The organism is Bacillus sp. CECT 9360, from assembly GCF_918741275.1.
GTDB lineage: Bacteria > Bacillota > Bacilli > Bacillales > DSM-1321 > Peribacillus.
The window spans coordinates 18,582-44,446 of sequence record NZ_CAKKNA010000008.1 but is presented as its reverse complement, the minus strand read 5'-3'; the positions used below and the strand labels follow the sequence as shown (position 1 = coordinate 44,446).

The 25,865-nt window shown below is 42.0% G+C and carries 26 protein-coding genes, 1 tRNA gene and 1 pseudogene; 18 read left to right on the top strand and 10 right to left on the bottom strand.

Annotated features, from left to right (window positions below):
* Positions 1-57 precede the first annotated feature (57 nt).
* From LQ216_RS11240 to selB, 4 genes are all read left to right on the top strand, one after another.
* Positions 58-1,203, top strand: coding sequence for an exonuclease SbcCD subunit D (locus LQ216_RS11240; protein WP_230129399.1), 1,146 nt, complete (start codon positions 58-60; stop codon positions 1,201-1,203).
* Complete coding sequence (locus tag LQ216_RS11235) at positions 1,200-4,337, top strand: AAA family ATPase (RefSeq protein WP_230129398.1); 3,138 nt, start codon at positions 1,200-1,202, stop codon at positions 4,335-4,337. Before LQ216_RS11240 ends, LQ216_RS11235 begins: the two co-directional genes overlap by 4 nt.
* Positions 4,338-4,421: 84 nt before the next feature.
* A complete protein-coding gene (coaW, locus tag LQ216_RS11230) occupies positions 4,422-5,234 on the top strand; it encodes a type II pantothenate kinase (RefSeq protein ID WP_230129397.1) in 813 nt (270 codons plus the stop codon).
* 17 nt (positions 5,235-5,251) lie between these two features.
* On the top strand, positions 5,252-7,132 hold the full coding sequence (selB, locus tag LQ216_RS11225; protein WP_230129396.1) for a selenocysteine-specific translation elongation factor: 1,881 nt from the start codon (positions 5,252-5,254) through the stop codon (positions 7,130-7,132).
* 127 nt (positions 7,133-7,259) lie between these two features.
* Here selB and selD read toward each other — a convergent pair whose 3' ends face one another.
* Complete coding sequence (gene selD, locus LQ216_RS11220; protein WP_230129395.1) at positions 7,260-8,312, bottom strand: selenide, water dikinase SelD; 1,053 nt, start codon at positions 8,310-8,312, stop codon at positions 7,260-7,262.
* 134 nt (positions 8,313-8,446) lie between these two features.
* On the opposite strand from selD, the gene LQ216_RS20370 reads away from it, so the two are divergent.
* Positions 8,447-8,686 carry a SelT/SelW/SelH family (seleno)protein gene (locus tag LQ216_RS20370; RefSeq protein ID WP_290369264.1) on the top strand — a complete coding sequence of 80 codons (240 nt, stop codon included), beginning with the start codon at positions 8,447-8,449 and terminating at the stop codon, positions 8,684-8,686.
* A gap of 26 nt (positions 8,687-8,712) precedes the next feature.
* Here the strand turns inward: LQ216_RS20370 and LQ216_RS11210 are convergent, their stop codons facing one another.
* On the bottom strand, positions 8,713-9,114 hold the full coding sequence (locus LQ216_RS11210; RefSeq protein WP_230129394.1) for an Hsp20/alpha crystallin family protein: 402 nt from the start codon (positions 9,112-9,114) through the stop codon (positions 8,713-8,715).
* Between the two features lie 99 nt (positions 9,115-9,213).
* On the opposite strand from LQ216_RS11210, the gene selA reads away from it, so the two are divergent.
* The gene (gene selA, locus LQ216_RS11205) at positions 9,214-10,626 is read left to right on the top strand and encodes an L-seryl-tRNA(Sec) selenium transferase (RefSeq protein ID WP_230129393.1); all 1,413 of its coding nucleotides are present in this window, start codon (positions 9,214-9,216) and stop codon (positions 10,624-10,626) included.
* A gap of 113 nt (positions 10,627-10,739) precedes the next feature.
* On the opposite strand, the gene LQ216_RS11200 is transcribed toward selA, so the two are convergent.
* Positions 10,740-10,898 carry a small acid-soluble spore protein P gene (locus LQ216_RS11200; RefSeq protein WP_117305847.1) on the bottom strand — a complete coding sequence of 53 codons (159 nt, stop codon included), beginning with the start codon at positions 10,896-10,898 and terminating at the stop codon, positions 10,740-10,742.
* Between the two features lie 158 nt (positions 10,899-11,056).
* On the opposite strand from LQ216_RS11200, the gene LQ216_RS11195 reads away from it, so the two are divergent.
* Positions 11,057-11,308, top strand: a complete 252-nt coding sequence (locus LQ216_RS11195) for a hypothetical protein (protein ID WP_230129392.1) — start codon at positions 11,057-11,059, stop codon at positions 11,306-11,308.
* Between the two features lie 55 nt (positions 11,309-11,363).
* Here the strand turns inward: LQ216_RS11195 and LQ216_RS11190 are convergent.
* Together LQ216_RS11190 and sspO are read right to left on the bottom strand one after the other, a co-directional pair.
* Positions 11,364-11,753, bottom strand: a pseudogene (locus LQ216_RS11190) (VOC family protein).
* A 101-nt stretch (positions 11,754-11,854) separates the two neighbouring features.
* Complete coding sequence (sspO, locus tag LQ216_RS11185) at positions 11,855-12,004, bottom strand: small acid-soluble spore protein O (RefSeq protein ID WP_230129579.1); 150 nt, start codon at positions 12,002-12,004, stop codon at positions 11,855-11,857.
* Positions 12,005-12,127: 123 nt separating this feature from the next.
* Here sspO and LQ216_RS11180 point away from each other — a divergent pair, with 123 nt between their 5' ends.
* Positions 12,128-12,988 (top strand): STAS domain-containing protein, encoded by an 861-nt coding sequence (locus tag LQ216_RS11180; protein ID WP_230129391.1) that lies wholly within the window; start codon positions 12,128-12,130, stop codon positions 12,986-12,988.
* A 378-nt stretch (positions 12,989-13,366) separates the two neighbouring features.
* On the opposite strand, the gene LQ216_RS11175 is transcribed toward LQ216_RS11180, so the two are convergent.
* The 4 genes from LQ216_RS11175 to LQ216_RS11160 all read right to left on the bottom strand — a co-directional run bounded on the left by LQ216_RS11175 (position 13,367) and on the right by LQ216_RS11160 (position 15,551).
* Positions 13,367-13,534 carry a hypothetical protein gene (locus LQ216_RS11175; protein ID WP_230129390.1) on the bottom strand — a complete coding sequence of 56 codons (168 nt, stop codon included), beginning with the start codon at positions 13,532-13,534 and terminating at the stop codon, positions 13,367-13,369.
* A gap of 436 nt (positions 13,535-13,970) precedes the next feature.
* Positions 13,971-14,058, bottom strand: a tRNA-OTHER gene (locus tag LQ216_RS11170).
* Between the two features lie 458 nt (positions 14,059-14,516).
* On the bottom strand, positions 14,517-14,621 hold the full coding sequence (locus tag LQ216_RS11165) for a YjcZ family sporulation protein (RefSeq protein WP_230129389.1): 105 nt from the start codon (positions 14,619-14,621) through the stop codon (positions 14,517-14,519).
* Between the two features lie 417 nt (positions 14,622-15,038).
* On the bottom strand, positions 15,039-15,551 hold the full coding sequence (locus LQ216_RS11160) for a DUF3231 family protein (RefSeq protein ID WP_230129388.1): 513 nt from the start codon (positions 15,549-15,551) through the stop codon (positions 15,039-15,041).
* Positions 15,552-15,762: 211 nt separating this feature from the next.
* Here LQ216_RS11160 and LQ216_RS11155 point away from each other — a divergent pair, with 211 nt between their 5' ends.
* The gene (locus tag LQ216_RS11155) at positions 15,763-15,939 is read left to right on the top strand and encodes a hypothetical protein (RefSeq protein ID WP_230129387.1); all 177 of its coding nucleotides are present in this window, start codon (positions 15,763-15,765) and stop codon (positions 15,937-15,939) included.
* Between the two features lie 71 nt (positions 15,940-16,010).
* Here LQ216_RS11155 and LQ216_RS11150 read toward each other — a convergent pair whose 3' ends face one another.
* Complete coding sequence (locus LQ216_RS11150) at positions 16,011-16,628, bottom strand: hypothetical protein (RefSeq protein WP_230129386.1); 618 nt, start codon at positions 16,626-16,628, stop codon at positions 16,011-16,013.
* Between the two features lie 420 nt (positions 16,629-17,048).
* Here LQ216_RS11150 and acnA point away from each other — a divergent pair, with 420 nt between their 5' ends.
* The 9 genes from acnA to LQ216_RS11105 all read left to right on the top strand — a co-directional run bounded on the left by acnA (position 17,049) and on the right by LQ216_RS11105 (position 25,852).
* Entirely contained in the window at positions 17,049-19,760 is a 2,712-nt protein-coding gene (acnA, locus tag LQ216_RS11145; RefSeq protein ID WP_230129385.1) for an aconitate hydratase AcnA, read from the top strand.
* A gap of 227 nt (positions 19,761-19,987) precedes the next feature.
* On the top strand, positions 19,988-20,503 hold the full coding sequence (locus LQ216_RS11140; protein WP_230129384.1) for a redoxin domain-containing protein: 516 nt from the start codon (positions 19,988-19,990) through the stop codon (positions 20,501-20,503).
* Between the two features lie 125 nt (positions 20,504-20,628).
* Positions 20,629-20,757, top strand: a complete 129-nt coding sequence (locus tag LQ216_RS11135; protein WP_230129383.1) for an FbpB family small basic protein — start codon at positions 20,629-20,631, stop codon at positions 20,755-20,757.
* A gap of 70 nt (positions 20,758-20,827) precedes the next feature.
* The gene (locus tag LQ216_RS11130; protein ID WP_117305864.1) at positions 20,828-20,971 is read left to right on the top strand and encodes an acid-soluble spore protein N; all 144 of its coding nucleotides are present in this window, start codon (positions 20,828-20,830) and stop codon (positions 20,969-20,971) included.
* A 110-nt stretch (positions 20,972-21,081) separates the two neighbouring features.
* Positions 21,082-21,321, top strand: a complete 240-nt coding sequence (tlp, locus tag LQ216_RS11125; RefSeq protein WP_230129382.1) for a small acid-soluble spore protein Tlp — start codon at positions 21,082-21,084, stop codon at positions 21,319-21,321.
* A gap of 135 nt (positions 21,322-21,456) precedes the next feature.
* Positions 21,457-23,826 carry an AAA family ATPase gene (locus tag LQ216_RS11120; RefSeq protein ID WP_230129381.1) on the top strand — a complete coding sequence of 790 codons (2,370 nt, stop codon included), beginning with the start codon at positions 21,457-21,459 and terminating at the stop codon, positions 23,824-23,826.
* Positions 23,826-24,245, top strand: coding sequence for a thioesterase family protein (locus LQ216_RS11115; protein ID WP_230129380.1), 420 nt, complete (start codon positions 23,826-23,828; stop codon positions 24,243-24,245). The genes LQ216_RS11120 and LQ216_RS11115 overlap by 1 nt, the downstream gene beginning before the upstream one ends.
* Before the next feature lie 59 nt (positions 24,246-24,304).
* Positions 24,305-24,598, top strand: coding sequence for a hypothetical protein (locus tag LQ216_RS11110; RefSeq protein ID WP_230129379.1), 294 nt, complete (start codon positions 24,305-24,307; stop codon positions 24,596-24,598).
* A gap of 264 nt (positions 24,599-24,862) precedes the next feature.
* Positions 24,863-25,852 carry a LacI family DNA-binding transcriptional regulator gene (locus LQ216_RS11105; RefSeq protein ID WP_230129378.1) on the top strand — a complete coding sequence of 330 codons (990 nt, stop codon included), beginning with the start codon at positions 24,863-24,865 and terminating at the stop codon, positions 25,850-25,852.
* Positions 25,853-25,865: the final 13 nt, after the last annotated feature.

Genomic DNA, 25,865 nt, shown 5'->3' with positions numbered 1-25,865 from the left:
GAGTCTTATTGAAAGAGTTATAATACTTAAAGAGATGAATAGAGCGGAGTGATAGAAATGAAGTTTATCCATACGGCCGATTGGCATTTGGGAAAAATCGTCCACGGTGTACATATGACGGCGGACCAGAGGCAGGCACTACTACAATTTATTGAAATCGTAGAGGAAGAGAAGCCGGATGCGGTGGTGATTGCCGGGGATTTATATGATCGATCTGTTCCGCCGACTGAGGCAGTAGAATTGCTCGATGAAATTTTATATACGATAAATGTAGAGATGAAGACGCCGGTTGTGGCGATTTCTGGAAATCACGACAGTGCCGAACGCTTATCCTTCGGTTCTTCGTGGTACCGGCACAGCCACTTATATATGCAGGGGAAACTGGCCAACAGCTTTGAGCCGGTGAATATCGATGGCGTTAATTTTTATCTTGTACCTTATGCAGAGCCTGGCGTTGTTCGCCAGCTTCTTGAAGATGACAGCATTCACACCCACCAGGATGCGATGAAAGCCATTGCCGGAAAGATTGAAAAAACGCTGAACCACAATGAGCCGAATGTATTTGTCGGACATGCCTTTGTAATTGGAGGGAAAACGTCGGATTCAGAGAGAGCTCTTTCTGTAGGAGGATCCGGAGTTGTTTCGCATGATTGCTTTGATGCTTTCAATTACACGGCTCTTGGGCATTTGCATAGTCCTGATGCGATTAAAAACCCAACCGTCTATTATTCGGGCTCCCTTTTGAAATATTCATTTTCAGAGGCGAAGCAAAAAAAATCAATTTCGATTGTGGATATGAAGGCGGATGGAAGTTTCGATGTTTCATACCGCTCACTATCGCCAAAGCAGGATATGCGCGAAATCGAAGGCTTCATGGAAGAGCTGCTGGATCCGGGGTTCTACCAGTCTCAAAATATAGAGGATTATTTAAAGATCACATTGACGGATGAAGGTTCATTGATCGATCCAATCAACCGTTTACGCCAGGTGTATCCAAATGTTCTTCATCTGGAACGGAAATGGGATCTTATCGACCTCAAACGAAAGCAGTCTTTTTCGTCTATCAAGGATGAAAAGAAGTCCGAGCTAGACCTTTTTGAAACGTTTTATAAGGAAATGACAGAAAGACAGTTTGATAGGCAAAAGCGCGATGTCATGACTTCGGTTATTGAGGCTGTCAAAAAGGAGGAAGCTGTGAAATGAAACCTCTTATATTGACGATGCAAGCTTTTGGACCCTATGCAAATAAGGAAAAGATTGATTTTACGGCATTGGGCAACCGGACGATGTTTGTGATTTCCGGGAAGACCGGCTCGGGGAAAACGACTATTTTCGATGGCATCAGCTTTGCGATTTACGGGAAAGCAAGCGGTGAAGACCGGAACGGACAGGAGCTCCGAAGCCAGTTTGCCGACGATGACCTGTCTACAGAAGTGACGCTTGAATTTACCCTGCGCGGAAAAACCTATTCGATTTGGCGGGCTCCCCAACAGGAAAGAAAGAAAAAGACTGGCGAAGGATACGTCACCGTGACCTCTAAAGCTGAACTCTATGAAATCGATGCTGCAGGAGAGAAAAAGCTGCTTGGCGCCAATGTCCGGGAAGTCGACGAGAAAATAAAAACAATCATGCAGATCGATGCCAACCAGTTCCGGCAAATTTTGATGATACCGCAGGGTGAATTCAGAAAACTGCTCACTTCGGAAAGCAAGGATAAAGAACAAATTTTGCAGAAGCTATTCCATACGGAATTGTATAAAAGAATCGAAGAGAAGTTAAAAGAAGAAGCGGCTGAACTCCGTAAACTCAGCGAGAAAAGCCGAAACGATAGGATCCATCTGATGAAGGAAATACAGGCGGGCGACAACGAGGAACTGATCACTGCAATCAATGCCGATGAACCCAATGAACAATTGGTGCTCCCGATACTCGCAGAAGAAATCCAGCGCAGTGAGGAGAAAATCACTAGACTTGAAGCGGAAATGAAACAAAAACAAGCGGCAAGAGATCAAGTGCAAGCAGAAGTCGTCAAAGCGGAAGAGCTGCTGAAGCGCTTTGCTGAACAGGAGAAATTGAAGCTGGAAAAGGCAGCGCTGGAAGAGAAGAAAACAGAGATTGATCAATTCAAATCACAGATTTCCCTTGCTCAAAAGGCAACGGTGTTGGAAAAGCAGGAACAGTTATACTTGAGAGTCGGCAAACAGGTTAAACTGGTAACGGGCGAGCTCGTGGAATTGAAGGGGAAAGCAGTTGCTTTGGCAACTGAAAGGGCACAGAACGAAAAGAGCTACGAAGCTGAAGTTGCTAAAGCACCAGAGAGGGATCAAGCATTATCCGAGATCCATCGCCTGCAACAGCTGAGTGAAGCGGTGCAGACTTTTTCAACGATAAACGAAAAGACAAGCTTGTTAGAAAGACAATGGAAGGAAAGCAGCCACAAGAGAGAACTCACTGAAGCCAATCTTACCGAAATGGAAAAAGAGGCTGAGCGGCTGCTGCTTGAAAAGAACAATAGTGAGAAAGCAGCTGTTTTATATGCGGAAAAAGAAAGAGAACTGGAAAAAAACGAAGAACTATTAAACAAGTTAAGTAAGGTGAATGCAACGAATCAAGAAATGCTTAGGCTGCAAGAAACGGTGAAGGAAAAGCAGGAGCGTCTTGAGGCTGCCAAGCAAAGATTCTCAATCGAAAAAGAAAAGATGGGTCAGCTCGAATTGGACTGGCGGAAGAGTCAGGCAGGGATGCTTGCAGCAATGCTTGAACATGGTCATCCCTGTCCGGTTTGCGGCTCGCATGAGCATACATCACCGGCGCATCCTCCCGTTGATATGCCAAGCGAAGAGGCATTAAACAAGCAAAAAGCTGCCCTTACTGCGATGGAAACAGAAAAAGGAAGTGCAGAATCTCAATATTATCAGGCTGATTCCCAATGTAACACAGTAAAAAAGGTGGTTACAGAAAAAACCGAAGAAATTCAGGGTTTCCTTAGAGACTTTGATATTTCCAGGATTCAGGATTACCAAAACAAGCACCAACAGCAAAAAAACGATCTGGCGCGAGAATTATCTGATTTAAAGTCAAAAAAAGACTCCCTGGTCAAGCTAGATGAAAAGCTGAGCGTCTTGAAAGAAAAATCTTCAACAGCAAAGTCTTCACTGGAAACCTTGAAAAAAACCGAAGATACCGTGAAGGCGCAGTTTATTGAGGAAAACGCCAGGCTTACAGGCTTGAAAGAATCTGTCCCTGAAGAAATCCGTACTCAAGAGGCCTACCAGCTTGTGTTAAATAAAGCAATGGCAGCCCATCAAAAGCTGCAGAATGCTTTGGAGAAATCCCAAGCGCAGCTTCAGAAATCCAAGGAAGCAGAGTCAGCTGTTTTGGCTAATCAACAGTCAAGCGTAAACCAACTGGAGAAGCTGAACGAGGAGCTGGAAAAAGAACGGAATAGCTTCAAGGAAGATATGACCAAGCAAGGATTTGATACTTACCAGGCATACACCTCATCTAAAAAAAGTGACAATGAAATCAACTCGCTTGAAAAACACATTGGTGAGTACGAACAGAAATTTCATAGCGTGACTGGGCTGTACCATGATCTTGAACTAAGATTAAACGGTGTCGAGAAGCCGGATGTAGAGGGGCTGCAAAGTAAGTTCCGGCAAGTCGATAGTGATTTGGAAGGTGTTAGAAATCTTCAAAACCTGGTAGTCACTGCGAAAAGTAAAAATGCAGAAATCGCTGGCAAGATTGAAGAAATCATCGTAGAACAAAAATCGCTTGATGAGAAATATGCGATGATCGGACATCTGCATGAAATATCAAAAGGGCAGAACCCTTTCAAGATCACATTCGAACGGTATGTCTTGGCCGCCTTTCTTGATGACATTTTAAAGGAAGCCAATACAAGGCTGCTTAAAATGACAAGCGGGCGCTATCAGCTTCTGCGAAAAATTGACCCGACCCGCATGAATATTCAAAGCGGCTTGGAACTGTCTGTTTACGACCAGTATACCGGACAGGAACGCCATGTGAAGACCCTGTCAGGAGGAGAGAGCTTTAAGGCTGCTCTCGCTCTGGCGCTCGGGCTAGCGGATGTCGTCCAACAATACGCGGGCGGCATTTCGCTTGAAACGATGTTCATTGATGAAGGATTTGGGACGCTCGATCCCGAATCCCTGGATAACGCAATTGAAGCATTAATGGATATCCAAAGCAGTGGAAGGCTCGTTGGGATCATCTCCCACGTACCGGAGCTAAAGGAACGGATTGATGCCCGGCTTGAAGTGATCTCGACACAAAAAGGAAGCTCGACTGAATTTCAATTTTTCGGTGTGTAAGGCGAAGTTCAATTGTTCCTCAAACCAGTGGTCAAGGTGCTATAATCAATTCATAGTAATTATAATAGATGAAGAGAGGGACTCATGATGACAGTGAAAAGGATTGGGATAGATGCTGGCGGTTCGCTTATCAAGTTGGCTTATTTTGAAGAAGAAAAGCTACATGTGAAAATTTATTCCTATCATGATTTGTCATCGCTTGTCCAATGGCTCTCAATTATTGCCCCGGAAGCTAGAATTTGTATCACCGGAGGAAAAAGCGGGCGCGTTCAGGAAAAACTGGCTTTGCCTGCTAAGGTAATCGATGAATTTGAAGCAACTGTGGAAGGGGCAGCTTTTCTGTTGAAACAGGAAGCTAAACATTCATTGAACAACTGTATTGTTGTGAATGTTGGAACGGGCACATCGCTCCATTTACTTACAGAGAATTCTTCCGAACGGATTATTGGAACCGGCGTTGGAGGCGGGACATTTCTTGGCTTGGCTTTTTTGTTGTCAGGAACGAATGATTTCAGGGAGATCGTTTCCCTTGCAGAAAAGGGAAGTCGTTCTGAAATGGACCTGCTAGTGAAAGACATCTATGCACCACTAGAACCTCCCATTCCCGGACACTTTACAGCAAGCAATTTCGGAAAAGCTTCAGGCTTGAGCAGTGCTAAGAAAGAAGATGCCATTGCCGCTTTAACCGGCATGATAGCCCAAACGATCATGCTGTTGGCCGTGCAGGCAGCAAGTATCCACCAGGTGAAGGATATCGTCTATATCGGCGGAACGGTTGCTGGCAATAAACCACTTCAACAGATGCTATCAGAGGCTACAACAGCTTTCGGCTGCCATCCGCTTTTTCTGGAAAAAGGGGAATACAGCGGGGCAATCGGAGCTCTTCTATATCAGTAAAAAAAAGGATGTCCGTGATGAAAAAGCATTTTACAATCGGAATGGCCGGGCATATTGACCATGGGAAGACGTCGCTTACAAAAGCGCTGACCAATGTGGATACCGACCGCTTAAAAGAAGAAAAAGAACGGCAAATATCGATTGAACTGGGATTTGCACCTCTTTATGAAAATGAAGAGATACAGGTTTCGGTCATCGATGTTCCGGGTCATGAACGATTTATTCGGCAAATGATCGCGGGAGTGGCGGGGATTGATTTAGTCGTTCTTGTGGTTGCCGCTGACGAAGGGGTTATGCCGCAAACGAAGGAACACTTGGAGATCTTGGACTTTTTAGGTATCAAAAGAGGGATTGTCGCAATTTCGAAAAGTGACAAGGTGGAAGCGGACTTCATTGACTTGGTTAAGGAAGAGATTGTGCTTGAGCTGGAAGAGAGCATCTTTCAAGATGCCCCGGTAATTATGGTGGACAGTTTATCGAAAAAAGGAATAGAAGAGCTGAGACAGCTTATCCTCACAGAACTGGGAACCCTGGAATCCAGGGATACCAAAGGGCCGTTTAGGCTTCCAATCGATCAGGTGTTTACTGTGAAAGGGCAAGGAACCGTTGTCCGAGGAACCGTCTATGAAGGGTCCCTGGAAGAGGGTCAGTCTTTGCTCATTCTTCCCAAAAACCTTGATACGAAAGCCCGCCAGTTGCAGGTCCATCATAAATCAGCTGAACGAGCATTCGCAGGCCAGAGAGCAGCGGTTAATCTTTCCGGTGTCGCAAAAGAGGAGATCGAACGCGGAGATGTCCTCGTATCCTCGGAGCATTTCATCGTCACTAAAACTTTGGATGTTTCGTTGAGAACAGCCGGTGATCTAGAGCATATCGTCAAACAAAGAATGCCGATTAAATGCCATATTGGCACTTCCGAGGTGATGGGGCGGATTGTCTTTTTTGACAGAAATGAAACCGGTTCAGAACATGGAGAGATTCTCTGTCAGCTTCGGCTGGAAGAAGAAATCGTCACAAAGAGGGGCGACCGTTTTATCCTGCGCCGTCCAAGCCCGCAGGAAACGATAGGCGGCGGCTGGGTCATTGATCCAAGAGGTGATAAATACCGATTTGGTATGAAGACGATTGATGAGCTGGCCAGGAAAAAAGAAGGTAAGCCGGAGGAGCGGATCGTTTCAGCTTTGATGGTATCAAAAGGGTTATCCATTAATGAATTAATCACGCGTACTTCCCTCCCTGAAGCAGAAATCATCCAGGTATTATTGAATCAACCGGAATTTAGCGAATATGGACAGGGACTGTACACGACCAAGCGGGTAATCGAAAACCTTACTGAGGAAATATATGATCGGCTGAGGGAATATGAGCATGCAAACCCAATGAGGAAGGGCATCAACAAAGCAGAGGTCATCCAAGGGCTTCAAGCTGTTTCCCCAAAAGTACTGCTTGAATTTGTGTTAACGCTCGGTGAAGAAAAAGGCATTTGGAAAAGAGCTGGCCAATTTTTCTTCACCGCTGACTTTGCACCCCATATTCCGAAAAATTGGAGCAAACGGGTGGAAGGTATGTTAGAGGCAATAAAGCAGGATGGCTTGCAAGTGCGTTATCTGGAAAATTATCTCCAGGATGCCGGCATTCCAGAAACCATTAGACCGGAATTAACCCACTTTCTTCAGGAAAAAAATTGGCTAGTGCCACTGGATGATAAATTCTATCTTTCCGGTGATATTTTCACGGAAGCCGTCAACAAGCTCAAGGAACATACAGGGACTTCCTTTGAAGTAGGAGAAGCTAAAGAGATTCTTGGCTTATCGCGAAAATACATGATTCCTTTCCTTGAAAGACTGGACAGCGGAAGGTTTACCCGACGCGAAGGAAACAACAGAATATGGCTATAAAAAAATCCGTTTGAGTCGCTCAAACGGATTTTTCTCTTAGCAGAAAGGAAAGTTATCAACTTCCTTTCTGCATAAGTGCAACTTCGTCTAATCTCCGCCTTACGGCTCGTCAATCGACGAGTTTTCTTTATAATACGTATATTGCTTTTTCTCGTTTTTCCGATACAGTACCCACGATAGCTGCATTCGACAGACCCGCTTCATGCAGGTGAGCGATAAACTGGTGAGCTTCGTTCTCAGGGATGCTTACAAGCAAACCACCGGAAGTAATCGCATCACATAAAACTAATTGTTCTTCTAAAGGCATGCTTTCCGGATACAAAACATTACCGGCTAGCCAGGAATGATTGGATTTTGAGCCGCCCGGAATGATTCCTTCGGCCGCAAGCTTACGGGCACCATCCAATACTGGGACTTTATCGCTGAAAATGTCAAAGCTAACGTCGCTGCCTCCGGCCATTTCACTGGCATGTCCCAATAAACCGAATCCTGTTACATCAGTCACGGCATTAGGATGGAATGGCTTTAACGTTTCGGCCGCAAGCTTATTCAGCATGGCCATCGTTTCGGTAACAGCTTTTTCCTGCTCCGCAGTTACGGCATTACGCTTAATTCCGGTAGTCAAGATCCCGACACCGATCGGCTTAGTCAATACTAACAGGTCACCTGGTTTGGAGCCGACGTTTTTCCAAATCTTGTCTGGATGGACGATTCCGGTAACCGATAAACCGAATTTCGGTTCCTGGTCATCAATCGAATGGCCGCCCGCAGTGATAGCGCCTGCTTCTGCCACTTTATCCTGCGCACCCTTCAGGATTTCGGCAAGCATTTCGCCTCCGAGTTTTTTGATTGGATAGCCGACGATATTCAGCACCGTCTTAGGCTCACCGCCCATGGCATAGACGTCGCTCAGGGAATTCGCAGCGGCGATCTGGCCGAACATATACGGATCATCGACAATCGGCGTAAAAAAGTCCACCGTCTGGATGAGGGCGATTTCATCGGTCAGTTTATAAACTCCTGCATCGTCTGATGTTTCGTTGCCTACAATCAGTTCAGGAATTGGATTTTGTTTTGGTAAAAGACGCAAAACTTGCGCCAGGTCCGCGGGACCAATTTTACAGCCTCAGCCAGCTTTGGTTGACATGGCTGTAAGCCGGATCTTTTCATGTTCTGTCATCAGTTCATCCACCTCCATCTTTCCTAGTATAATTCATTATTTCATTTATACGCTATGGATAAGCTTCGAATTTGTTTAAAGAAATGATTTATACTAAAATAACAATGAAAATGACTTACAGGGAGGTGTGTTGTATGAAATATGAGGTGCAAATTGAATTCTGCATGATGTGAAACTACGCTCCGAAAGCTGCGGGTCTCGCAGAAGAACTGTTCAACCAGTATCGCGGAAACATTACAAAGCTGGAAATGATTCCATCTTCAGGTGGGGTTTTTGAAGTAACCATTAACGGCAATTTAGTTTTTTCAAAGAAAGAAACGGGCAAGTTCCCGAAAAACCAGGAAATCGCAGCATCCATGGAAGCGATGCAATAGAAAAAGGATGATTACGGTCATCCTTTTTAACAGTGAATGATGATTTCCTTTTGCGAAGAAAAAACGTCGTCTTTTTTGGATATCCTGATTTCTAAAATATCATTACCGAAAGCGGCAGTGATTTTTTTACTGCTGATGGAAAAAGGAAAGGGAACCGTGCGTTCGATAGGCTTTTCAACTGGATCAGGCTTAGTTTTAACAAAGGCAGTGATAACCAGTTTCTCGCCGTTCGCTTTTACCCTTATTTTTCCAGGCTTCTTTTCGTCAAACAAAGCTTCCACGACATATTCTTCATTGCACTCAAATATATCCACTCTATAGGTGTACTGATCGAGTAAATTCGTATTTGGGTCAAGGAAATACTCTTCCATCATTTTGTCAAATTGGCCCGCCTTTACATTGTTGTCATCGCGATGATCCTTCGACATTGCCATTCCTCCACGTACCTTTGCTTCATTATATGTATTTCTTACCATTTCGTGAAAAATGATATAATAGGTAAATCAAAATATAGGAGGGACCCCTCTGTGGTTCAACAGCTTTTACGATTGATCCCGCCGGTACATGAACTGCAGAAGCATGACCGGTTTTTGGATTTGATAAATAATGACGGATATAATGAAAAAACGCTAACGGCCATTTTAAAAGAAACACTGCAAGAGGTACGACAGCTCATTCAAAAAGAGGAATGGAAAGAAGCTGAACCGGGTACAGCTGCTTTTGTGATGAGCCTGTTTGATCGTGTTCGACGAACTATAGACGAAAAATTTTCTTATCGACTAAACAGAGTGATTAACGCGACGGGTACCGTTATACATACAAATCTCGGCCGTTCTCGGTTAAGTGAGGCAGCGATCCAGCATGTAGTGGATGTCGCCAGAAATTATTCCAATCTCGAATACAAGCTGGAAGATGGGGAGAGGGGTTCGCGGCATAGCCATATCGAAAGCTGGATTATGGAAATTACCGGAGCTGAAGCGGCGATGGTCGTGAATAACAATGCTGCTGCTGTGTTTCTCGTTCTCCGAGCGCTTGCTAACCAAAAAGAAGTGATTGTTTCCCGCGGCCAGTTGGTGGAAATCGGCGGATCTTTTCGGGTTTCATCGATCATGGAAGAAAGCGGGGCTAGCCTGGTTGAAGTCGGTACGACCAATAAAACGCATTTGCATGATTATGAGCAAGCGATTACCGGTGAGACAGCTATATTGATGAAAGTCCATACATCCAACTTTAAAATGATCGGCTTTACCAAAACGGTGGAAGCACCGGAGTTGATTGATTTAGCAGCCAGGCATGACCATGTTCTTTTCTATGAAGATCTTGGTAGCGGAGTGTTATACGACCTAGAAAAAGAGGGAATCGGGGAAGAGCCCATCGTAAAAGCGGTAATGGAAGCCGGGTCAGACTTAGTCACATTCAGTGGGGATAAATTGCTCGGCGGGCCCCAGGCAGGGATCATTGCCGGTAAAAAGAAATATATCGACATCCTGAAAAAGCATCAGCTGGCAAGAGTGCTTCGCGTTGATAAAATGACGCTTGCTGCACTAGAGGCTACTTTAGCGGATTATATGAAGGGGCAATCAGCGGTAGACAGCATTCCAACGATCAGGGATATCATGCAAAGTGAAGATGTATTGCGGAAGAAAGCCAATCTTTTCGAAAAGCTTGTAAAAGAGAGCGAACGCGGCTTTGCGGCAGAAGTTGTCCAAGAAACAAGCGCTATTGGCGGCGGTACGATGCCAGGGGTAGAAATTCCGACATTTGCCGTAGCTATAAGTCACGAGCTTATCTCGGCAAATAATCTTCACGAGAAACTGCGAATGGCGAATCCGCCAGTGATTACAAGAATCAAGCAGGATGAGCTTTTGTTTGATATGAGAACAGTAACGAGCGAGGAAATTTATGAAATGGCAACGGTTCTCCAGAAGATAAACATCTAATTGGAGCAGGAAGTCCTATGATAGGACTCCTGCTTTTTTTAGCTGTTAGGAAAGTAAGTGCAACCACGCCGCTGTCTTTGCCTTAAATAGGCTTTCCAATCGGCGAGTTTACTTTACATATCGTGACTGCTGTTATGTTTTTGGCGGCTGTGGTTGCGGTTTTTTACTTTTTTGGATCCACTTAGCGGTTCAGGCTGTCCGGAATGTGGTACCTTGCCAGCATTGTTGCGTATATCCTTCGCATCGTTTTTATTCAATCTGATCCCCTCCATTAGCCAAAGAAGCATCATTCAAACTGTAAGCACATATTGGCTTACATTAGTAAGATGCGTAGGATGGTCTCATTATATTCTGGTTGGGATTGGTGGTTGTACATAAAATTATGTGAGATGTAAATCCTAACAAAACAATCATTAAGGAGTTGAGTATCATGCCATACCACAAAAACAAACAGCAGGCATTTCAAGCCGCGCAACAAGGCGTAAAGGAAGCGGTTGATGTGTATTCGGATATCGTACGTGACGACGCTGAGTATGGAGTCCAAGTATCACATTTGAAACAGGAAGTTAACGAAGCCTTCCAGCAAATCGAAAATGCCCTAGAAAACGCTTCTGAGCATCAGCGGGAACAATTAGAGCAATATTTAGAGGGACTGAAGAACATCTTAAAAGACTCTGAATGATCTAACATAAATATAAAAAGGGAGTTGCGATGATAACTCCCTTATGTCGATTCTTTTATTTCCATACGGTCATTCGCTCAGCAAGGGTAGAAGTGTGTAATTCTAACTGAGTCCCGTCAGGATCACGAAAATAAACGGATGAACCGATACCTCTCTTTTCAGGGCCACGGATTATCCGAATCCCATTATTTTGTAAATGCCGGGCAGCTTGATCGAACTCAGCCTCGTCAATGAAAAATGCCACATGATCTACACCCAGGCTGTCGCTCTGTTCTGCTTTTTCAGGCCTTTCCAAAAGACAAACTCAAGCATCGCCCCATTCAAGATAGGCATCTTTATTGCCTTCATGGACAATTTTCATTCCAAGCATCTCACCGTAAAAGTCCAAGGCTTTCTCCAGGGATGAGACATTAATGGTCACATGGCTAAACCCTTTTACAATCATGATAACCTCCGCAAATAAAAAAGATTTGAGTTCATTATAACAATAAATGAAATGCGAAAAGTAAAAAGGCGGCCTTGATATTCAAGACCAGCCCAGATTAATTATTGATTTTTCTTGCGTTTTTTATTGTTTTGCTTCTGCTCTTCTGTCAGGGGCTCGTTGGAGAACTCTTCATTATATCCTGCGCCAATTCCCTGGGCACTTGCTGCATTCATGCCTGGAATCACATGGTTCGCTTTACGTTTTGCCATCATCCAACACCTCCACAATTAGCTTGTGAGCAGCGAAGTATATTTATGCAATCAATTTGTGGCAATTACCCACTATCATATATAATAGAAAATATAGAAAGCTGAGTGAAGAGGGGAAGTCCATTGAATTCTATAGATCAACAACTGTATGAGTACATAGTAGAAAACACAAAATTTATTACCGAGAAATGGTCCCGTCAGAGGAGGGAGCTATCCGGCCCTTTTTATAATAATAATACGAATCGTGTTATAGAAGAGGAGTTAAATGAACAGCATGCTTTGACGATAAAAACGCTTGCCACTGCTTTTCTAGAAGATAGCGATGTATTTATCAGTTACCTGGATAAATGGGCGAATACCGTTGCTCAAAGCAGAGTCGACAACCATATTCCGATCCATGAGGTTTTAGAGGCTCTTAGCAAGACAAGGCAGACTGTTTGGGAGTTTATTGAGACATTTATTTTTGAAAATAACGAATCTGTAACAACAGTGAAGATTACTAGTTGGAGTGCTACATATAACACTGCTTTTGATAAACTGAATTATATGTTTTCCAAGAAATATAATGATATTAACCATAGCAGGCTAATGGACCAGCAAACATTAATCAATGAATTGGGCTCGCCGCTGATCCCTATTTTAGAAGAAGTCGCAGTTTTACCTTTGGTTGGGGACATAGATACAAATCGGGCCCGGTCCATCCTTGAAATCACGCCGCAAAAATGTGTGGAAAGCAAAATAAACAAAATTTTCATCGATGTATCCGCTGTACCAATCATAGACATGATGGTAGCGAATGAATTATTCAAGTTGACCGAAGTACTCGGTTTATTAGGAATCAAAACCTATATTTCCGGAGTCCGCCCGGAAGTAGCACAAACCGCTATCCAATTAGGCTTGGACTTCAGTGGTCTCCCGACTTTTAGCTCATTGAAGCAGGCATTGGCAAAAATCGGTGTTAAGAAACCGACTGATTCATTTTAGTTTTATGTATCAATGTAGCTTTCAGTAAATAACTACTAAACCCGACCTTTAGCTTTATTAAAAGTCGGGTTTATTTTTTATTGCCATAAAATGCCTCTAACGGGATTTGAACCCGCACTCATAAATGTTAAGCATAGGCTAGGGGAGAACACGCTTCCCTACGGACTTTCACCTGCCTCAGCTTATTTGCTTTTCGGTGCTTCTGAAACCCTTGCCTTGCGACCCGGTGCTTTAATGTTTTCCTGCGCTCTTCCCTTCAAGCCGCTACAGAGGCACATATAAAATTATATGGAGAAAAAATGGACGAATCACACTATGTTCAACAAATAAAAAACTCCTTCTCTGGAGAAGGAGTAGATATGCGTTTAGCTTATTTTTCTATTTTTCTTTATTAGATTCTATAAACCTTTTCATTTTTTCTTCATCTGAGATATTATCTGATTCAGATGGTTTATCTTTCTCTTCTGCTTTAGAGAGCGTGGCTATATTCTCCTGGGCATCCGCAATCCGCGTAAGCTGTTTTACGATCTCTTTCTCATTGGACATAATAATTCCCCTTTTCCCCCATCTATTTAAAAAATGATCTCTCATTATATTGCTATTAGCTACTATATTATATAAGATTCTCTCATTTTCAACAACTTACAATGTGAGTTTGATATATAAAAGTTTCTTGGTATCAGGGACTTTAATTATCCCAGATTTAATCTAATTCCTTCAACTTAATGGATTAGCTTAATAAGAAGATATTCATGGATGACACGAAGCAAAATTTATATTTGAGAGACTCATAGGAATACGAAAAGTTCGTGGGAATGTAATTCTTATGATTCGTGATTTAGGTAAGCTTGGATTGGATAGGAAACCGGTGGAGTGTTTCATTAAGATATTAAACGGAGTGGGCTATCTCAGTCTATGGTTAATAAGGATTATGTAAGGACGGTAGATAACTGATTTTGTATTGTGTTTCTCAAAAATAAAGAGGACCTGGTGGGACTTTAACCCACAAACTACTCAACAGATTACGAAATAAAACTGTTGGTCGCTCCTGTTCTTTGAGCTACAGGTCCTGATTTTATTATGGTATGAATCCATCATTTTATACTTCTTTTGTTTAAAGAAAGAGGCATATGGATTCGAGATATTTTCGACTATCTCCGAATTAATTCGTCAAGTTTGTTTTCAATCTGTTTAAACTTTTTGTCGTAATGTTGTAAGTAATGTACCCAGCAGCTGCTTTTAATAAGAAAAACAAAATAGCCGCAATTGCTATGAGCAAATAATTATGTTCCAGGTGGCTTATGAAGTGATTAATTTTATCCATATTTTATCTCAATCTTTTTACTTAGCTGTTCCACAACAATAAGCCATTTATTCTGATTGTAATTAAAATCAGGCAACAAAAGAATTATTAAGTTTCCATAAAAAAGAGAAGAAGGAAGCACTTTGCGAGCGTAGTCCCTTCCTACGATAGGAAATTCACATGTTTTTTGGACTAATTTAAAACAAAACTTATTCAGGGATGGTTTTAATATCCGCCCCAGAAAGAAGCACCAATAATGACAAGCAGAATAAATAAAACAACGAGTAGCGCAAAACTACTGCCATGGCCATATTCTCTATACTCACCCATGCCCCGTATTCATTAATACAGTTTATGAGATTCAATGCTTTTTGAAATGGACAGAGGTGTAATTGACAAAAAAATAAAAATAAAGATACATGTGTTTTAAAAAAAGCCTGGCATAAGCCAGGACTGAATTAAATAGCAGACGAGTACTTCATAGTATGCGAAATGGAGATTCATTCTTGGACAAGAATGAAAATTATAAAAAAGGTATATCAACGTAAAAAAAATGTAGTGAATGAAATCCGGTCCATTCACTACATCTGGATAAGAGGTTATCATGTGGCGTCGCGTTCCACTTTATAAGATATGGTGGATTTTTATCTTTGTACAATGATCTAGCCTATTGTGAGTTCAGTTTTTTTCAGAGAACAAAAGAGTAATAAGATTCGCGGGCAACTCAAAAGAATTGCCCCTGTCTAGTTAGTTTTCGTCTGGTACTCTAACATGAAGTGGTGGGGGAATTAACCATCCTTTATCCTTACTAAGCCTTAACAGTTTTGCTCCAAATTGTGCTTTATTCATATGAAACTGTCCGTACATCATTGCTATGTCTTCTCGAATACATTGACCCATGGTACTACTATAGGCCAATAATCCTCCTGAAACATCCAGAGCGAGTGAAGCACTGATTTCTGGATCAGTAATTCTGGCACCAACAGGGATTTCTTCTAATGTTGCTAATGGTCTTTCAGGGGGAGCTGGAGGAAGTCCTACACCATTGGCCTTTAACAACTCAGTTAGTTGTTCGTTCTCTTCTTTTGCTTTTTCTACAGATTCTTCCAGAAGTTTTTTTAAATCACCATCGCCACAATGATTAATAAATGTTTGGTATCCAGCTATTTTTCCGTTGTTCATAAGAAGATGCGACCAAGTTGCATATACTTCACCGTAATGCATTGGTTCATCTTGAGGATTGCCACTTAAGATTCCCATTACTACACTCCTTATTGTCTTATTCAAGTTCATCAGATTGCTCCTTTTTAAAAGGATGTTCAGGAGTTATTATGTGGTATTAATTTTGGTTTATTCATTTTTATAAGTTATTAATTATTGAACCAATTTCCATTGCCTAGTCATGGATTAGTGGAAACAAAATAAGCAGGGAGTTTCGTAATAGCTTATATTATGAAAAAAGGAGGAGTAGATGATAAAGTGTCCCTATTGTAATGAAGAAAAGAATATTTTATTTCGAATGCCAGTTGAGGTTATTACAGATAGAGGTGAAGGTGAAGAGTATTACAAAAGAAGTGCTTTAAAAATTGGTGGGCTTGATAAAATTTGCTTTGATTGCTTGAAATCTGAAACAGAAGAAGATTTGTAGTATTACACTACGTAGACAATGAAACACAATACAGCAATTAAGTGATTTTCCAGAATTAAAAGGGATAAGTCCTATAAACTTACCCCGGAGACTTTTTCATCTAATAGAGAAGGTAGATCTGAAATTGGTCTTAAATTATTGATTTCTTCATAAGGAAGGATGTCTATATCGCCTATTTTAGTTGCAACATCATATTCACCAGCAATGGTATCTAAAAGTATTAAGGCTGCTTCATCCCATTGTTCATGATCAATATCTTCGTCATTAGTGTACCCATTAATATATAAAAAAATGTCTATGGTATCACTATTTCTAGTAAAGGTAAAAAAAATGTCATCTGGTTCTAAGGTGATGTCATCATATTCAATACTAGCGGCATCACCTCTTTGGCGAAATGCAGTGATTTTAAAATGTTCATGCATTGGAGCTTCTTTAACAAGTTTTATTACATCTGGAAAGGCGGCTAAAATACCATCAGCACTAATAATAAACTCGCGCTTACCATCAATAAGATCTGCACTAAATTCAAATGTTAAATCACGATGTATCTTAGATAACTGTTTATCAAGTTTGTTAAAGAGAGAATTGTAATTCTCTTCTTTGAAATGAAAGTAATCTTGAGAGTTTTGTTCAAACCAATTCCAAAAGTCAGAATATGTATAGCCCTTCCCAAAAAGTCTTTTGAACATGTTGACCACCAACCTTTTTGTATTTTTCATAATTATACCTAAAGGTGAATTCAAAAGGTAACAAAAATAAGAAACAAAATGATAGGAAACAGCTAAAATACTATGTTGAAAAATTAATAATTTGAGCCTCTGCAAATCAAAACGTTTATATAATAAGGAAATAAAAGCAGATGAAAGCTTGCGTATAAGATAAACTTATCAAATATAATAACTTTCTTGTTATTTACTTATATCTAATCTTATATTAATATTAAATTGTGAGAAAAGTGAGGATGGGAGAAAATTCGAACTTTTCGACAAGAAGCTTGATTTTATTTATATTTAGTTTAGTAGACTTGGTTTTTTGTGCGGTAGCACACACCACGTTTTACTTCTTATGTGCAAAATTTTTCTGACAATTTAATAGGGGGTAGTAAATCAATGACAAAAAATGATGTGTACCAAGCGCGTTCTTCCTTTGAGATTAACGGAAAACGCTACAACTACTACAGTTTGGATGCTTTAGAAAAAGCGGGGGCAGGCAAGGTTTCTCGTTTGCCATATTCCATCAAGGTTTTGCTTGAGGCTGTGCTTCGCCAGGTTGACGGGCGAGTAATCACGAAAGAGCATGTTGAAAACCTTGCTAAATGGGGTACAAGCGAACAAAAAGAAATTGACGTACCATTCAAGCCTTCTCGTATTATCCTGCAAGACTTTACAGGTGTGCCTGCGGTGGTAGACCTTGCTTCTTTACGTAATGCAATGGCAGCTCTTGGCGGAGATCCGGATAAAATTAATCCTGATATTCCGGTTGATCTTGTTATTGACCACTCTGTACAGGTAGATAAAGCAGGAACTATGGATTCATTAGCAATAAATATGGATCTTGAATTCGAACGTAACGCGGAACGTTACCAATTCTTAAGCTGGGCTCAAAAATCATTCAATAACTATCGTGCCGTTCCTCCTGCAACTGGTATCGTTCACCAGGTCAACCTGGAATACCTTGCAAATGTCGTGCACGCAATCGAAACGCCAAACGGCGATCACGAAGTATTCCCTGACACATTGTTCGGTACAGATTCACATACGACAATGATCAACGGTATCGGTGTTCTCGGTTGGGGCGTCGGCGGTATTGAAGCGGAAGCAGGTATGCTTGGACAGCCTTCATATTTCCCGGTTCCTGAAGTTATCGGCGTTAAGTTGACTGGCAAGCTTCCTAATGGAACAACTGCAACGGACCTTGCCTTGAAAGTAACTCAAGTTCTAAGAGCAAAAGGTGTTGTCGGCAAGTTTGTAGAATTCTTCGGACCAGGCGTAGGTTACCTTCCACTTGCTGACCGTGCGACAATCGCGAACATGGCACCTGAATACGGCGCGACTTGCGGATTCTTCCCGGTTGATAGTGAAGCAATCGCTTACTTGCGTCTAACTGGCCGTGATGAAGAGCAAATCAAGATTGTTGAAACGTACAGCAAAGAAAACGGTTTATTCTACACAGCGGATAAAGAAGACCCAACTTATACAGATGTGGTTGAAATCAACCTTTCTGAAATTGAACCAAACCTTTCAGGACCTAAGCGTCCGCAAGATTTGATTCCGCTTTCCCAAATGAAAACATCCTTCAAGAATGCACTCGATGCTCCTATGGGCAACCAGGGATTCGGCTTGAAGCCTGAAGAAATCAATAAAGAAGTGACAGTGAAATTCGCTGACGGCCGCAAGACAAGTATGAAAACAGGGGCTATCGCGATCGCTGCGATCACAAGCTGTACAAACACTTCAAACCCATATGTAATGCTTGGCGCAGGTCTTGTTGCCAAGAAAGCAGTGGAAAAAGGGCTTACTGTTCCTGATTATGTAAAAACATCTTTAGCTCCTGGTTCCAAAGTTGTTACTGGTTATCTTCGCGATTCTGGGCTGCTTCCATACATGGAAAAACTAGGTTTCAACCTTGTTGGTTACGGATGTACAACATGTATCGGTAACTCCGGTCCATTGGCTGAAGAAATCGAAGCAGCTGTTGCTGAAGCGGATCTTCTTGTAACATCGGTCCTTTCCGGTAACCGTAACTTTGAAGGGCGTATCCATCCGCTAGTTAAGGCTAACTATCTTGCATCTCCACCATTAGTAGTTGCGTATGCACTTGCTGGTACTGTAGATGTTGACTTTCAAAAAGAAGCACTTGGTAAGGATAAAGACGGCAACGATGTTTTCTTTAAAGATATTTGGCCAACACATGAAGAAATCAACGAAGCTGTTAAACAAACAGTAACTCCTGACTTGTTCCGTAAAGAATATGATACAGTATTCAACAGCAACCAACGCTGGAATGAAATCCAAACAAGCAATGAGGCGCTTTATCAGTTTGATGACCAATCAACTTATATCCAAAACCCTCCTTTCTTTGAAGGATTAACTCCGGATGCTGGTACAGTTAATGCCCTTTCAGGCTTACGCGTAGTCGGTAAGTTCGGCGATTCCGTAACAACTGACCACATTTCACCGGCTGGTGCAATCGGTAAAGATACTCCGGCGGGCAAATACTTGCGTGAAAATGGTGTTCAGCCACGTGACTTCAACTCATACGGTTCCCGCCGTGGTAACCATGAAGTCATGATGCGCGGTACGTTCGCTAACATCCGTATCCGTAACCAAATCGCACCTGGCACAGAAGGCGGCTTTACAACTCACTGGCCAACTGGCGAAGTGATGGCGATCTATGATGCATGCATGAAATACAAAGCGGACGGAACTGGACTTGCGGTTCTAGCCGGTAAAGATTACGGTATGGGAAGCTCTCGTGACTGGGCTGCCAAAGGCACAAACCTTCTTGGCATCAAAACAGTTATCGCAGAAAGCTTCGAGCGTATCCACCGTTCTAACCTTGTACTTATGGGTGTTCTTCCTCTTCAATTCAAAGAAGGCGAAAACGCTGAAGTACTTGGCCTAACTGGTAAAGAAGCCATTGATGTTCACGTCGATGAAACCGTAAAACCGCGTGATATCGTCAAAGTTACAGTGACTTCCGAAAAGGGCAATAAGAAAGAATTTGAAGTACTTGTCCGTTTCGACAGCGATGTTGAGATTGACTACTACCGTCACGGCGGAATCTTGCCAATGGTATTGCGCAACAAATTAAAAGCGTAATTTTTTGGAAAAGGCAAACTCTATGGGGTTTGCCTTTTCTTTTTTTTACGGTCGGATTTTGAAGTCGGGTCAATACATGCTATATTATTTTTAATGAATTTCCTGAAGTCCTTTATTCGCTTACGAATCCTTGTTATCATGGAAATCGATGTACTTATCACTTATTCTTACCCATATACATAAACTGGTTACATAATACTCATCGCATCAAGCTAGGAGGACCATATATGATTAAAAAAGTAATCGGCGCGGCCGTGCTTATTATTTTATTAACGGTTGCGATTGTACAAGCCATGAACCCGGAAGAAAAAGAAGTCAGCAGTGATAATCTAGGCGGTCTTAGAGTAGGCATCAAAGCGCCGGATTTTGAGTTGAAGACACTTGAAGGAGAAACGGTTAAGCTCTCCGATTATCGTGGTAAAAAAGTTATGTTGAATTTCTGGGCTACCTGGTGTACGCCATGTCAGAGAGAGATGCTCGAAATGGAAAAATTTTATCAAAATATAGGCAGTGATACGGTAGTGCTTGCAGTCAACATCGATCCCGAAAATGATGTAAAAGCTTTTGCTGACCGCGTGGGTGCGACGTTTCCGATCCTTTTAGACAGCAAGCCGAAAAAAGTTAATGATACGTATCAGATATTGGCTATGCCAACGACTTATTTTATAGATCAAAGCGGTAAAATAAAAAATAAGTACGTCGGCGAAATGAATTTAACCATCATGGAAAGCAATATGAAGTGACGAAAATGGCGGCTCCTTCTCAGGGCCGTTATTTTTATTGGAAAAATTTTTATAAGGTAATGTCATAATTTTACGTCAATTTGGCAAGGATATGAATAAAATAGGAAATTGGGAAGGTGAACGCCATGAAGAAACGAAAACGGTCTTTTGAAGATCTGGTCAATGAAAATAAGCAGGAATTGCTAAAGGATGTAAAGTTAATGGAAAAGATTGAAGAACGCTTGGAAAACAGACATCTAAAGAAGGCAGATTAATGATTATCAAAAATTGACAAACATGTTTATCCGCTTTTCTGCAGAAGTTATGCATAGGAGGGGATATAACATGGGAAATCCAAAGAAAGACTCTAAACATTTTGTCCCAAGCCATCTAGGTACGCAGCCACGTGGATTCAGCGGCAATAAAGGAAAACAAATGGGAGATAAGTCAGGTCAACATCCTCAAGTCATTCAAACTAAAGGTGAATAATAAATGTTCACATAACTTTATTATGTAAACAAAAATAGATTTTTCCTTTTATTATTTGAAGAAATTCAAGGCAAAATAAGAGGGAACCACACATTTGAGGAGGTATGATCATGGCCAATTTCAAACCAAATCCGGATGACCGATCCGATAATGTTGAAAAGCTGCAGGATATGGTTCAAAACACCGCTGTTAATATCGAGGAAGCGAATGAATCTCTTGAGTTTGCAACCGGTGAACAACGCGAGCAGATTAAAGAAAAGAACCACAGAAGAGAAGAAAGCATTGAGGCTTTCCGCAGTGAAATCAAGGATGAAGCAGCTGCCCGGACAAACGGTTTCAGAAATGAATGATAATTGAAGGAAAAGAAGAGCGGGAAACGGATTCATGTTCCCGCTCTTCTTTTTTTATGAAACACGATTTCATGATTAATAATGGTTTTATGATAAAATAAAGGGGAAACGTGTGAATGGATGAGGACTGAATACATGAAATCTAAAGAGAATTCCCATACAAATTTGACTATTAAAGAACAACTCGACGCGTATGCGGCTGAGCTAGAGATAAATGGTTATATAGAAAAAACCAATGAATTATTGAGAATGATCGCGAAGTTGGGAGAGGTGCCTAAAACAGATTTAGAGACGCTGGGAATGAAGAGTGAATTGTTCAGTATCCTTGCCGAATCGCGAAAGGAAACCAATGGTGAGGATTCATTATATGATTCTTGGCTTCAAGAAGCCCTGAAAGCCGAACCCACGAACGAAAGAGCAAACGGCCTTTTGGCCTCTTCAAATTGGAAGAAGAACCGGACATTACTAGATAAATTACTCTTTCCGTTAATCCGTGAAACCGATAACCGGACCGCAAAGAAGAAAATAGCAGAAGAATATATCGATATATGTGAAGAAAATATCGACCTTCTTGAGGAAAAGATCGCGGATTTGAAGAAAGGCCAGCTTACTGCTAAACGTTATTCCGATGAGGAAATGGCAGAAAAGTATGATAAGGCCGTCCAATATCTATTCGAAATCCAGATAGAGCTCATCGCAATGCTTAGGGCCTCCAGAGAATACGAAGAGTCGATATCGGGTGTTTTCCATACATCGACTCATTTTCAGGATATGAAGGGCTATCTGGATCGCATCGCGGAATTAAAAGCAGAATGGGACTCCCTCTTTTATGTCGAGGATGCCGATGTCAGCAGCCAAAGTGCGAGTCCGCTTGCCCAGCTGCATTCGATGGTCGGGATGAAGGAAGTGAAGACGCGGATTGATGACTTTTACCGTTTTCTGCAGTACCAAAAGAAGCGGAAAGAACTTGGACTGCAATCGAGAGATGAGCAGAGCCTGAATATGGTCCTTACCGGGAATCCGGGAACCGGAAAAACTACGCTTGCACGTCTGCTTGCCAGGATCTATCACGAACTCGGTGTTTTGCCGCATGATGAAGTATTGGAGGTCGACCGTTCCCAGCTCGTTGGCGCGTATCTTGGCCAAACGGAGGAAAATGTTAAAAGCATTGTTGAGCGGGCCTTAGGCGGCGTTTTGTTCATCGATGAAGCTTATAGCTTGAAAAGAGAGGGTCAGTCGGGAAATGATTATGGGCAGACAGCGATTGATACGCTGGTTTCTTTAATGACGAGCCAAAAGTATGCGGGCAAGTTTGCGGTCATATTGGCAGGCTATCCCGAAGAAATGCGCCAATTTTTGGACGCCAACCCGGGCTTAAGAAGCAGATTTCCCAATGCGAATCACGTTTTTTTGCCGGATTATACAACTGAGGAGTTGCTCATGATAGCCGAGCGCACCGCTGCTGAAAATGATTATATCCTATCCGATGGCGCGGCGACAGAATTAGAAGCGCGCATTGAGAAAGAAAAGGTGGACGATACATTCGGAAATGCCCGTACAGTCCGTTCAATCGTCATGGATGCTATCTTCAAAAAAGGCGCTCATGCTCTCCTTGAAGACGAAGAAATCCTCACCTTCACACTGCTAAAGACTGAGGACTTTCAAATAAGCGAGACACGGCCTGAGGTGCCTCCCGAAGAAAGATTGGACAAGCTTGTTGGATTATCGGAAATCAAAGATGAGGTGAAAGCGCTCGTTTCCTTTGTCAAAATGCAACAGATTCGTCGCCATCAAGGTCTGCCTGCGGTACCGGTACAACTTCATTCCGTATTTACCGGAAATCCGGGGACGGGGAAGACGACGGTCGCAAATATTTACTCGGAATTGTTAAAGGAAACGGGGATGCTGAAGCGCGGCCATCTTATCGTTGCTAGTCGCGCCGACTTTGTGGCCGGTTATGTCGGGCAAACGGCAATCAAGACGAAGAAAAAAATCCGCGAAGCGCTCGGCGGTGTGCTGTTCATCGATGAAGCCTATTCGCTATTAAGCCCTTCGGCTGGTGATTATGGGAAAGAAGTCGTAAATACTCTCGTCGACGAAATGACGAAGCATAATGAAAACTTAATCGTAATACTGGCAGGATATCCAAACGAAATGAATTTGTTATTAGAAAGCAATCCGGGCCTTCGTTCCAGATTCAAGAAATTTGTTCATTTTAAAGACTATTCAAATGACGAGCTCATTGAAATTATCCAAAGATATGCCTCTCGTTTTCAATATTCAATCGAGGGGGACGCCTTGTCTTATTTAAAAACTTATCTTGAAGAGAACACGGTTAGCGGAAATGGCCGGTATGCGACCAATCTGGTTGATGAAGCGATCCAGGTACAGGCGATGAGATTAATGTCGAAGCCTGGCGCTGCATTTAATCAGCAAGATTTAACCGTCATCTCAGCTGAAGATATAAAAAAAGCTGCCGGGAAGATGGAAAGAGGAGAACTATAGTGCATATTTCAGAAAAAAAGATCGAAGTCCGCTACGCGGAAACAGACCAGATGGGCGTGGTCTACCATGCTAATTATTTCATCTGGATGGAGATCGGGCGTACAAAGCTGATTGAAGACCTTGGCTTTAAATACGCCGAAATGGAAGCCGATGGAGTCATCGCACCCGTAATCGACATTCAGGCCTCCTATAAAAGATCAGTGCTGTACGGAGAAACAGTGACCATCAAAACATGGATTGAAAAATATGACGGCCTGAGGATAACGTATGGATACGAAATCCTGAAGGAAACAGGAGAAGTGTCTGTTACCGGAACGTCTGTGCACGTTTGTGTTAAGAAAGATAGTTTCCGTCCTATTTCGATAAAGCGCCTTTTTCCGGAATGGCATGAAGCGTATGAAAAAAATAAAAATAAATGATTGTTTTGGTGGGCGTTTAGCTAGCGCCCTATTTTTTTTTGAGAGAAGAGGGAGAAGGAATGGCATTTGGAATTAACAGAAGACAGCTTGCTGAATGGAAGCAGAAGATAGACAACGGGGAAATTGCATTCTTGACTCATTATTGGCTGGATGACCGCTTTCCCGACTGCAAGACCGTCACCAAGGTCGGATGCCGCGATCTTGAACGATTAGCGGAATGGGGAGAGAAATACGGACTTAAGAAAGAATGGATCGACCATCGCAACGATGGCTATTCCCATTTTGACTTACTTGGAGAGAAACAGAAGGAAATCCTTCAAAAAGAGGGGATAGAGGAGAAGTTGTTACAATAATAAGTAATTGTTTCCCCATTCCTATAATATAGTATCGTTTTCCACGGAAGGATCCAAGCTGCATGTCCACAATGGCCTTTATACACTTTTCAAAGACTCTTTAAAAACGAAAATGCTTTGGAAAAATAGCATTTTGAAATAATAAATCAGAAAATTCCAAATTATTTATTTTTTGTCTTGCCTTCCACTTAGTTTGCCAGTAAGATAATTTTGTAACCGTTTTCATGAAATCGATTTCAGGTTTTTAAAAAGGGGGGAGGTTGATTGGCGACCATTGCAGATGTAGCAAGGGAAGCAGGGCTTTCCAGAGCAACGGTTTCAAGGGTAATTAATAATTACCCATACGTCTCAGAAGAGAAGAAGAATCTTGTCCTTAAAGCGATGGAAACGCTGAATTACATTCCCAATGCATCTGCCCAAAAGCTTCGAAGTCAAAAAACACATACAATCGGTGTATTGATTCCTCGTCTTACAAACCCATTCTTTGCTTACTTACTTGAAGGTATTGACACAATTGCAACGAAACATGAGTTTCAGCTGTTAGTATGTCAAACAAAAAACAGTAAACAAAAAGAAATCCATTTCCTGAATTATTTAAAATCAAAACAAGTAGACGGCATTATCTTAACTTCTATCGAAAACAGTTGGGAAACGATCGCTGCCTACATTTCATACGGTCCGATTGTATTATGCAACGAATACTCTTTTCAATCGCAGGTTCCAATGGTCAGGCTAAATCAGTATGAAGGAGGCTATATCGGCACGCGCCATCTGATCGAAAAAGGCCATCTAAAAATCGGTTATTGCTACGGAGAGCAAATGACCCAGTTAACCAAAGACCGTCATGATGGTTATAAAAAAGCGCTATCAGATTTCGGCATAGCATTTAAAGGAGATTGGGTTTTTAAAAGAGCCTATGATCTGAAAGATGGCCAAACGGTTTTCCAAAATTCAGTGGCCATGGAAGACCCGCCAACCGCTTTTTTCACAGGGAGTGACCAGGTAGCTGCCGGGATTATCAAAGAGGCCCGAATCCAAGGTTTATCTGTACCACGGGATATTGCGGTTATTGGTTTTGATGACCAACCGATCGCTAGCTTAATCGAACCGGGGATTACAACCATCATGCAGCCAGCAGAGGAAATAGGCAATCAAGCGATGAAATTGATGATGAAGTCGATAAATAACGATCTGTCGCATAACGATATGGATATTCAATTGCCGTTACAACTGGTCTTACGCCATTCAACATAAAACCAAAAAGGAA

Coding starts and splice junctions, on each gene's coding strand:
- LQ216_RS11240 (WP_230129399.1), top strand. CDS start 58: ATGAAGTTTATCCATACGGCCGATTGGCATTTGGGAAAAATCGTCCAC.
- LQ216_RS11235 (WP_230129398.1), top strand. CDS start 1,200: ATGAAACCTCTTATATTGACGATGCAAGCTTTTGGACCCTATGCAAAT.
- coaW (WP_230129397.1), top strand. CDS start 4,422: ATGATGACAGTGAAAAGGATTGGGATAGATGCTGGCGGTTCGCTTATC.
- selB (WP_230129396.1), top strand. CDS start 5,252: ATGAAAAAGCATTTTACAATCGGAATGGCCGGGCATATTGACCATGGG.
- LQ216_RS11210 (WP_230129394.1), bottom strand. CDS start 9,114: ATGTCGAAGGATCATCGCGATGACAACAATGTAAAGGCGGGCCAATTT.
- LQ216_RS11200 (WP_117305847.1), bottom strand. CDS start 10,898: ATGGAGGGGATCAGATTGAATAAAAACGATGCGAAGGATATACGCAAC.
- LQ216_RS11195 (WP_230129392.1), top strand. CDS start 11,057: ATGCCATACCACAAAAACAAACAGCAGGCATTTCAAGCCGCGCAACAA.
- sspO (WP_230129579.1), bottom strand. CDS start 12,004: ATGGCAAAACGTAAAGCGAACCATGTGATTCCAGGCATGAATGCAGCA.
- LQ216_RS11175 (WP_230129390.1), bottom strand. CDS start 13,534: ATGTCCAATGAGAAAGAGATCGTAAAACAGCTTACGCGGATTGCGGAT.
- LQ216_RS11165 (WP_230129389.1), bottom strand. CDS start 14,621: ATGGGTGAGTATAGAGAATATGGCCATGGCAGTAGTTTTGCGCTACTC.
- LQ216_RS11160 (WP_230129388.1), bottom strand. CDS start 15,551: ATGGGAATCTTAAGTGGCAATCCTCAAGATGAACCAATGCATTACGGT.
- LQ216_RS11155 (WP_230129387.1), top strand. CDS start 15,763: ATGATAAAGTGTCCCTATTGTAATGAAGAAAAGAATATTTTATTTCGA.
- LQ216_RS11150 (WP_230129386.1), bottom strand. CDS start 16,628: ATGTTCAAAAGACTTTTTGGGAAGGGCTATACATATTCTGACTTTTGG.
- acnA (WP_230129385.1), top strand. CDS start 17,049: ATGACAAAAAATGATGTGTACCAAGCGCGTTCTTCCTTTGAGATTAAC.
- LQ216_RS11140 (WP_230129384.1), top strand. CDS start 19,988: ATGATTAAAAAAGTAATCGGCGCGGCCGTGCTTATTATTTTATTAACG.
- LQ216_RS11135 (WP_230129383.1), top strand. CDS start 20,629: ATGAAGAAACGAAAACGGTCTTTTGAAGATCTGGTCAATGAAAATAAG.
- LQ216_RS11130 (WP_117305864.1), top strand. CDS start 20,828: ATGGGAAATCCAAAGAAAGACTCTAAACATTTTGTCCCAAGCCATCTA.
- tlp (WP_230129382.1), top strand. CDS start 21,082: ATGGCCAATTTCAAACCAAATCCGGATGACCGATCCGATAATGTTGAA.
- LQ216_RS11120 (WP_230129381.1), top strand. CDS start 21,457: ATGAAATCTAAAGAGAATTCCCATACAAATTTGACTATTAAAGAACAA.
- LQ216_RS11110 (WP_230129379.1), top strand. CDS start 24,305: ATGGCATTTGGAATTAACAGAAGACAGCTTGCTGAATGGAAGCAGAAG.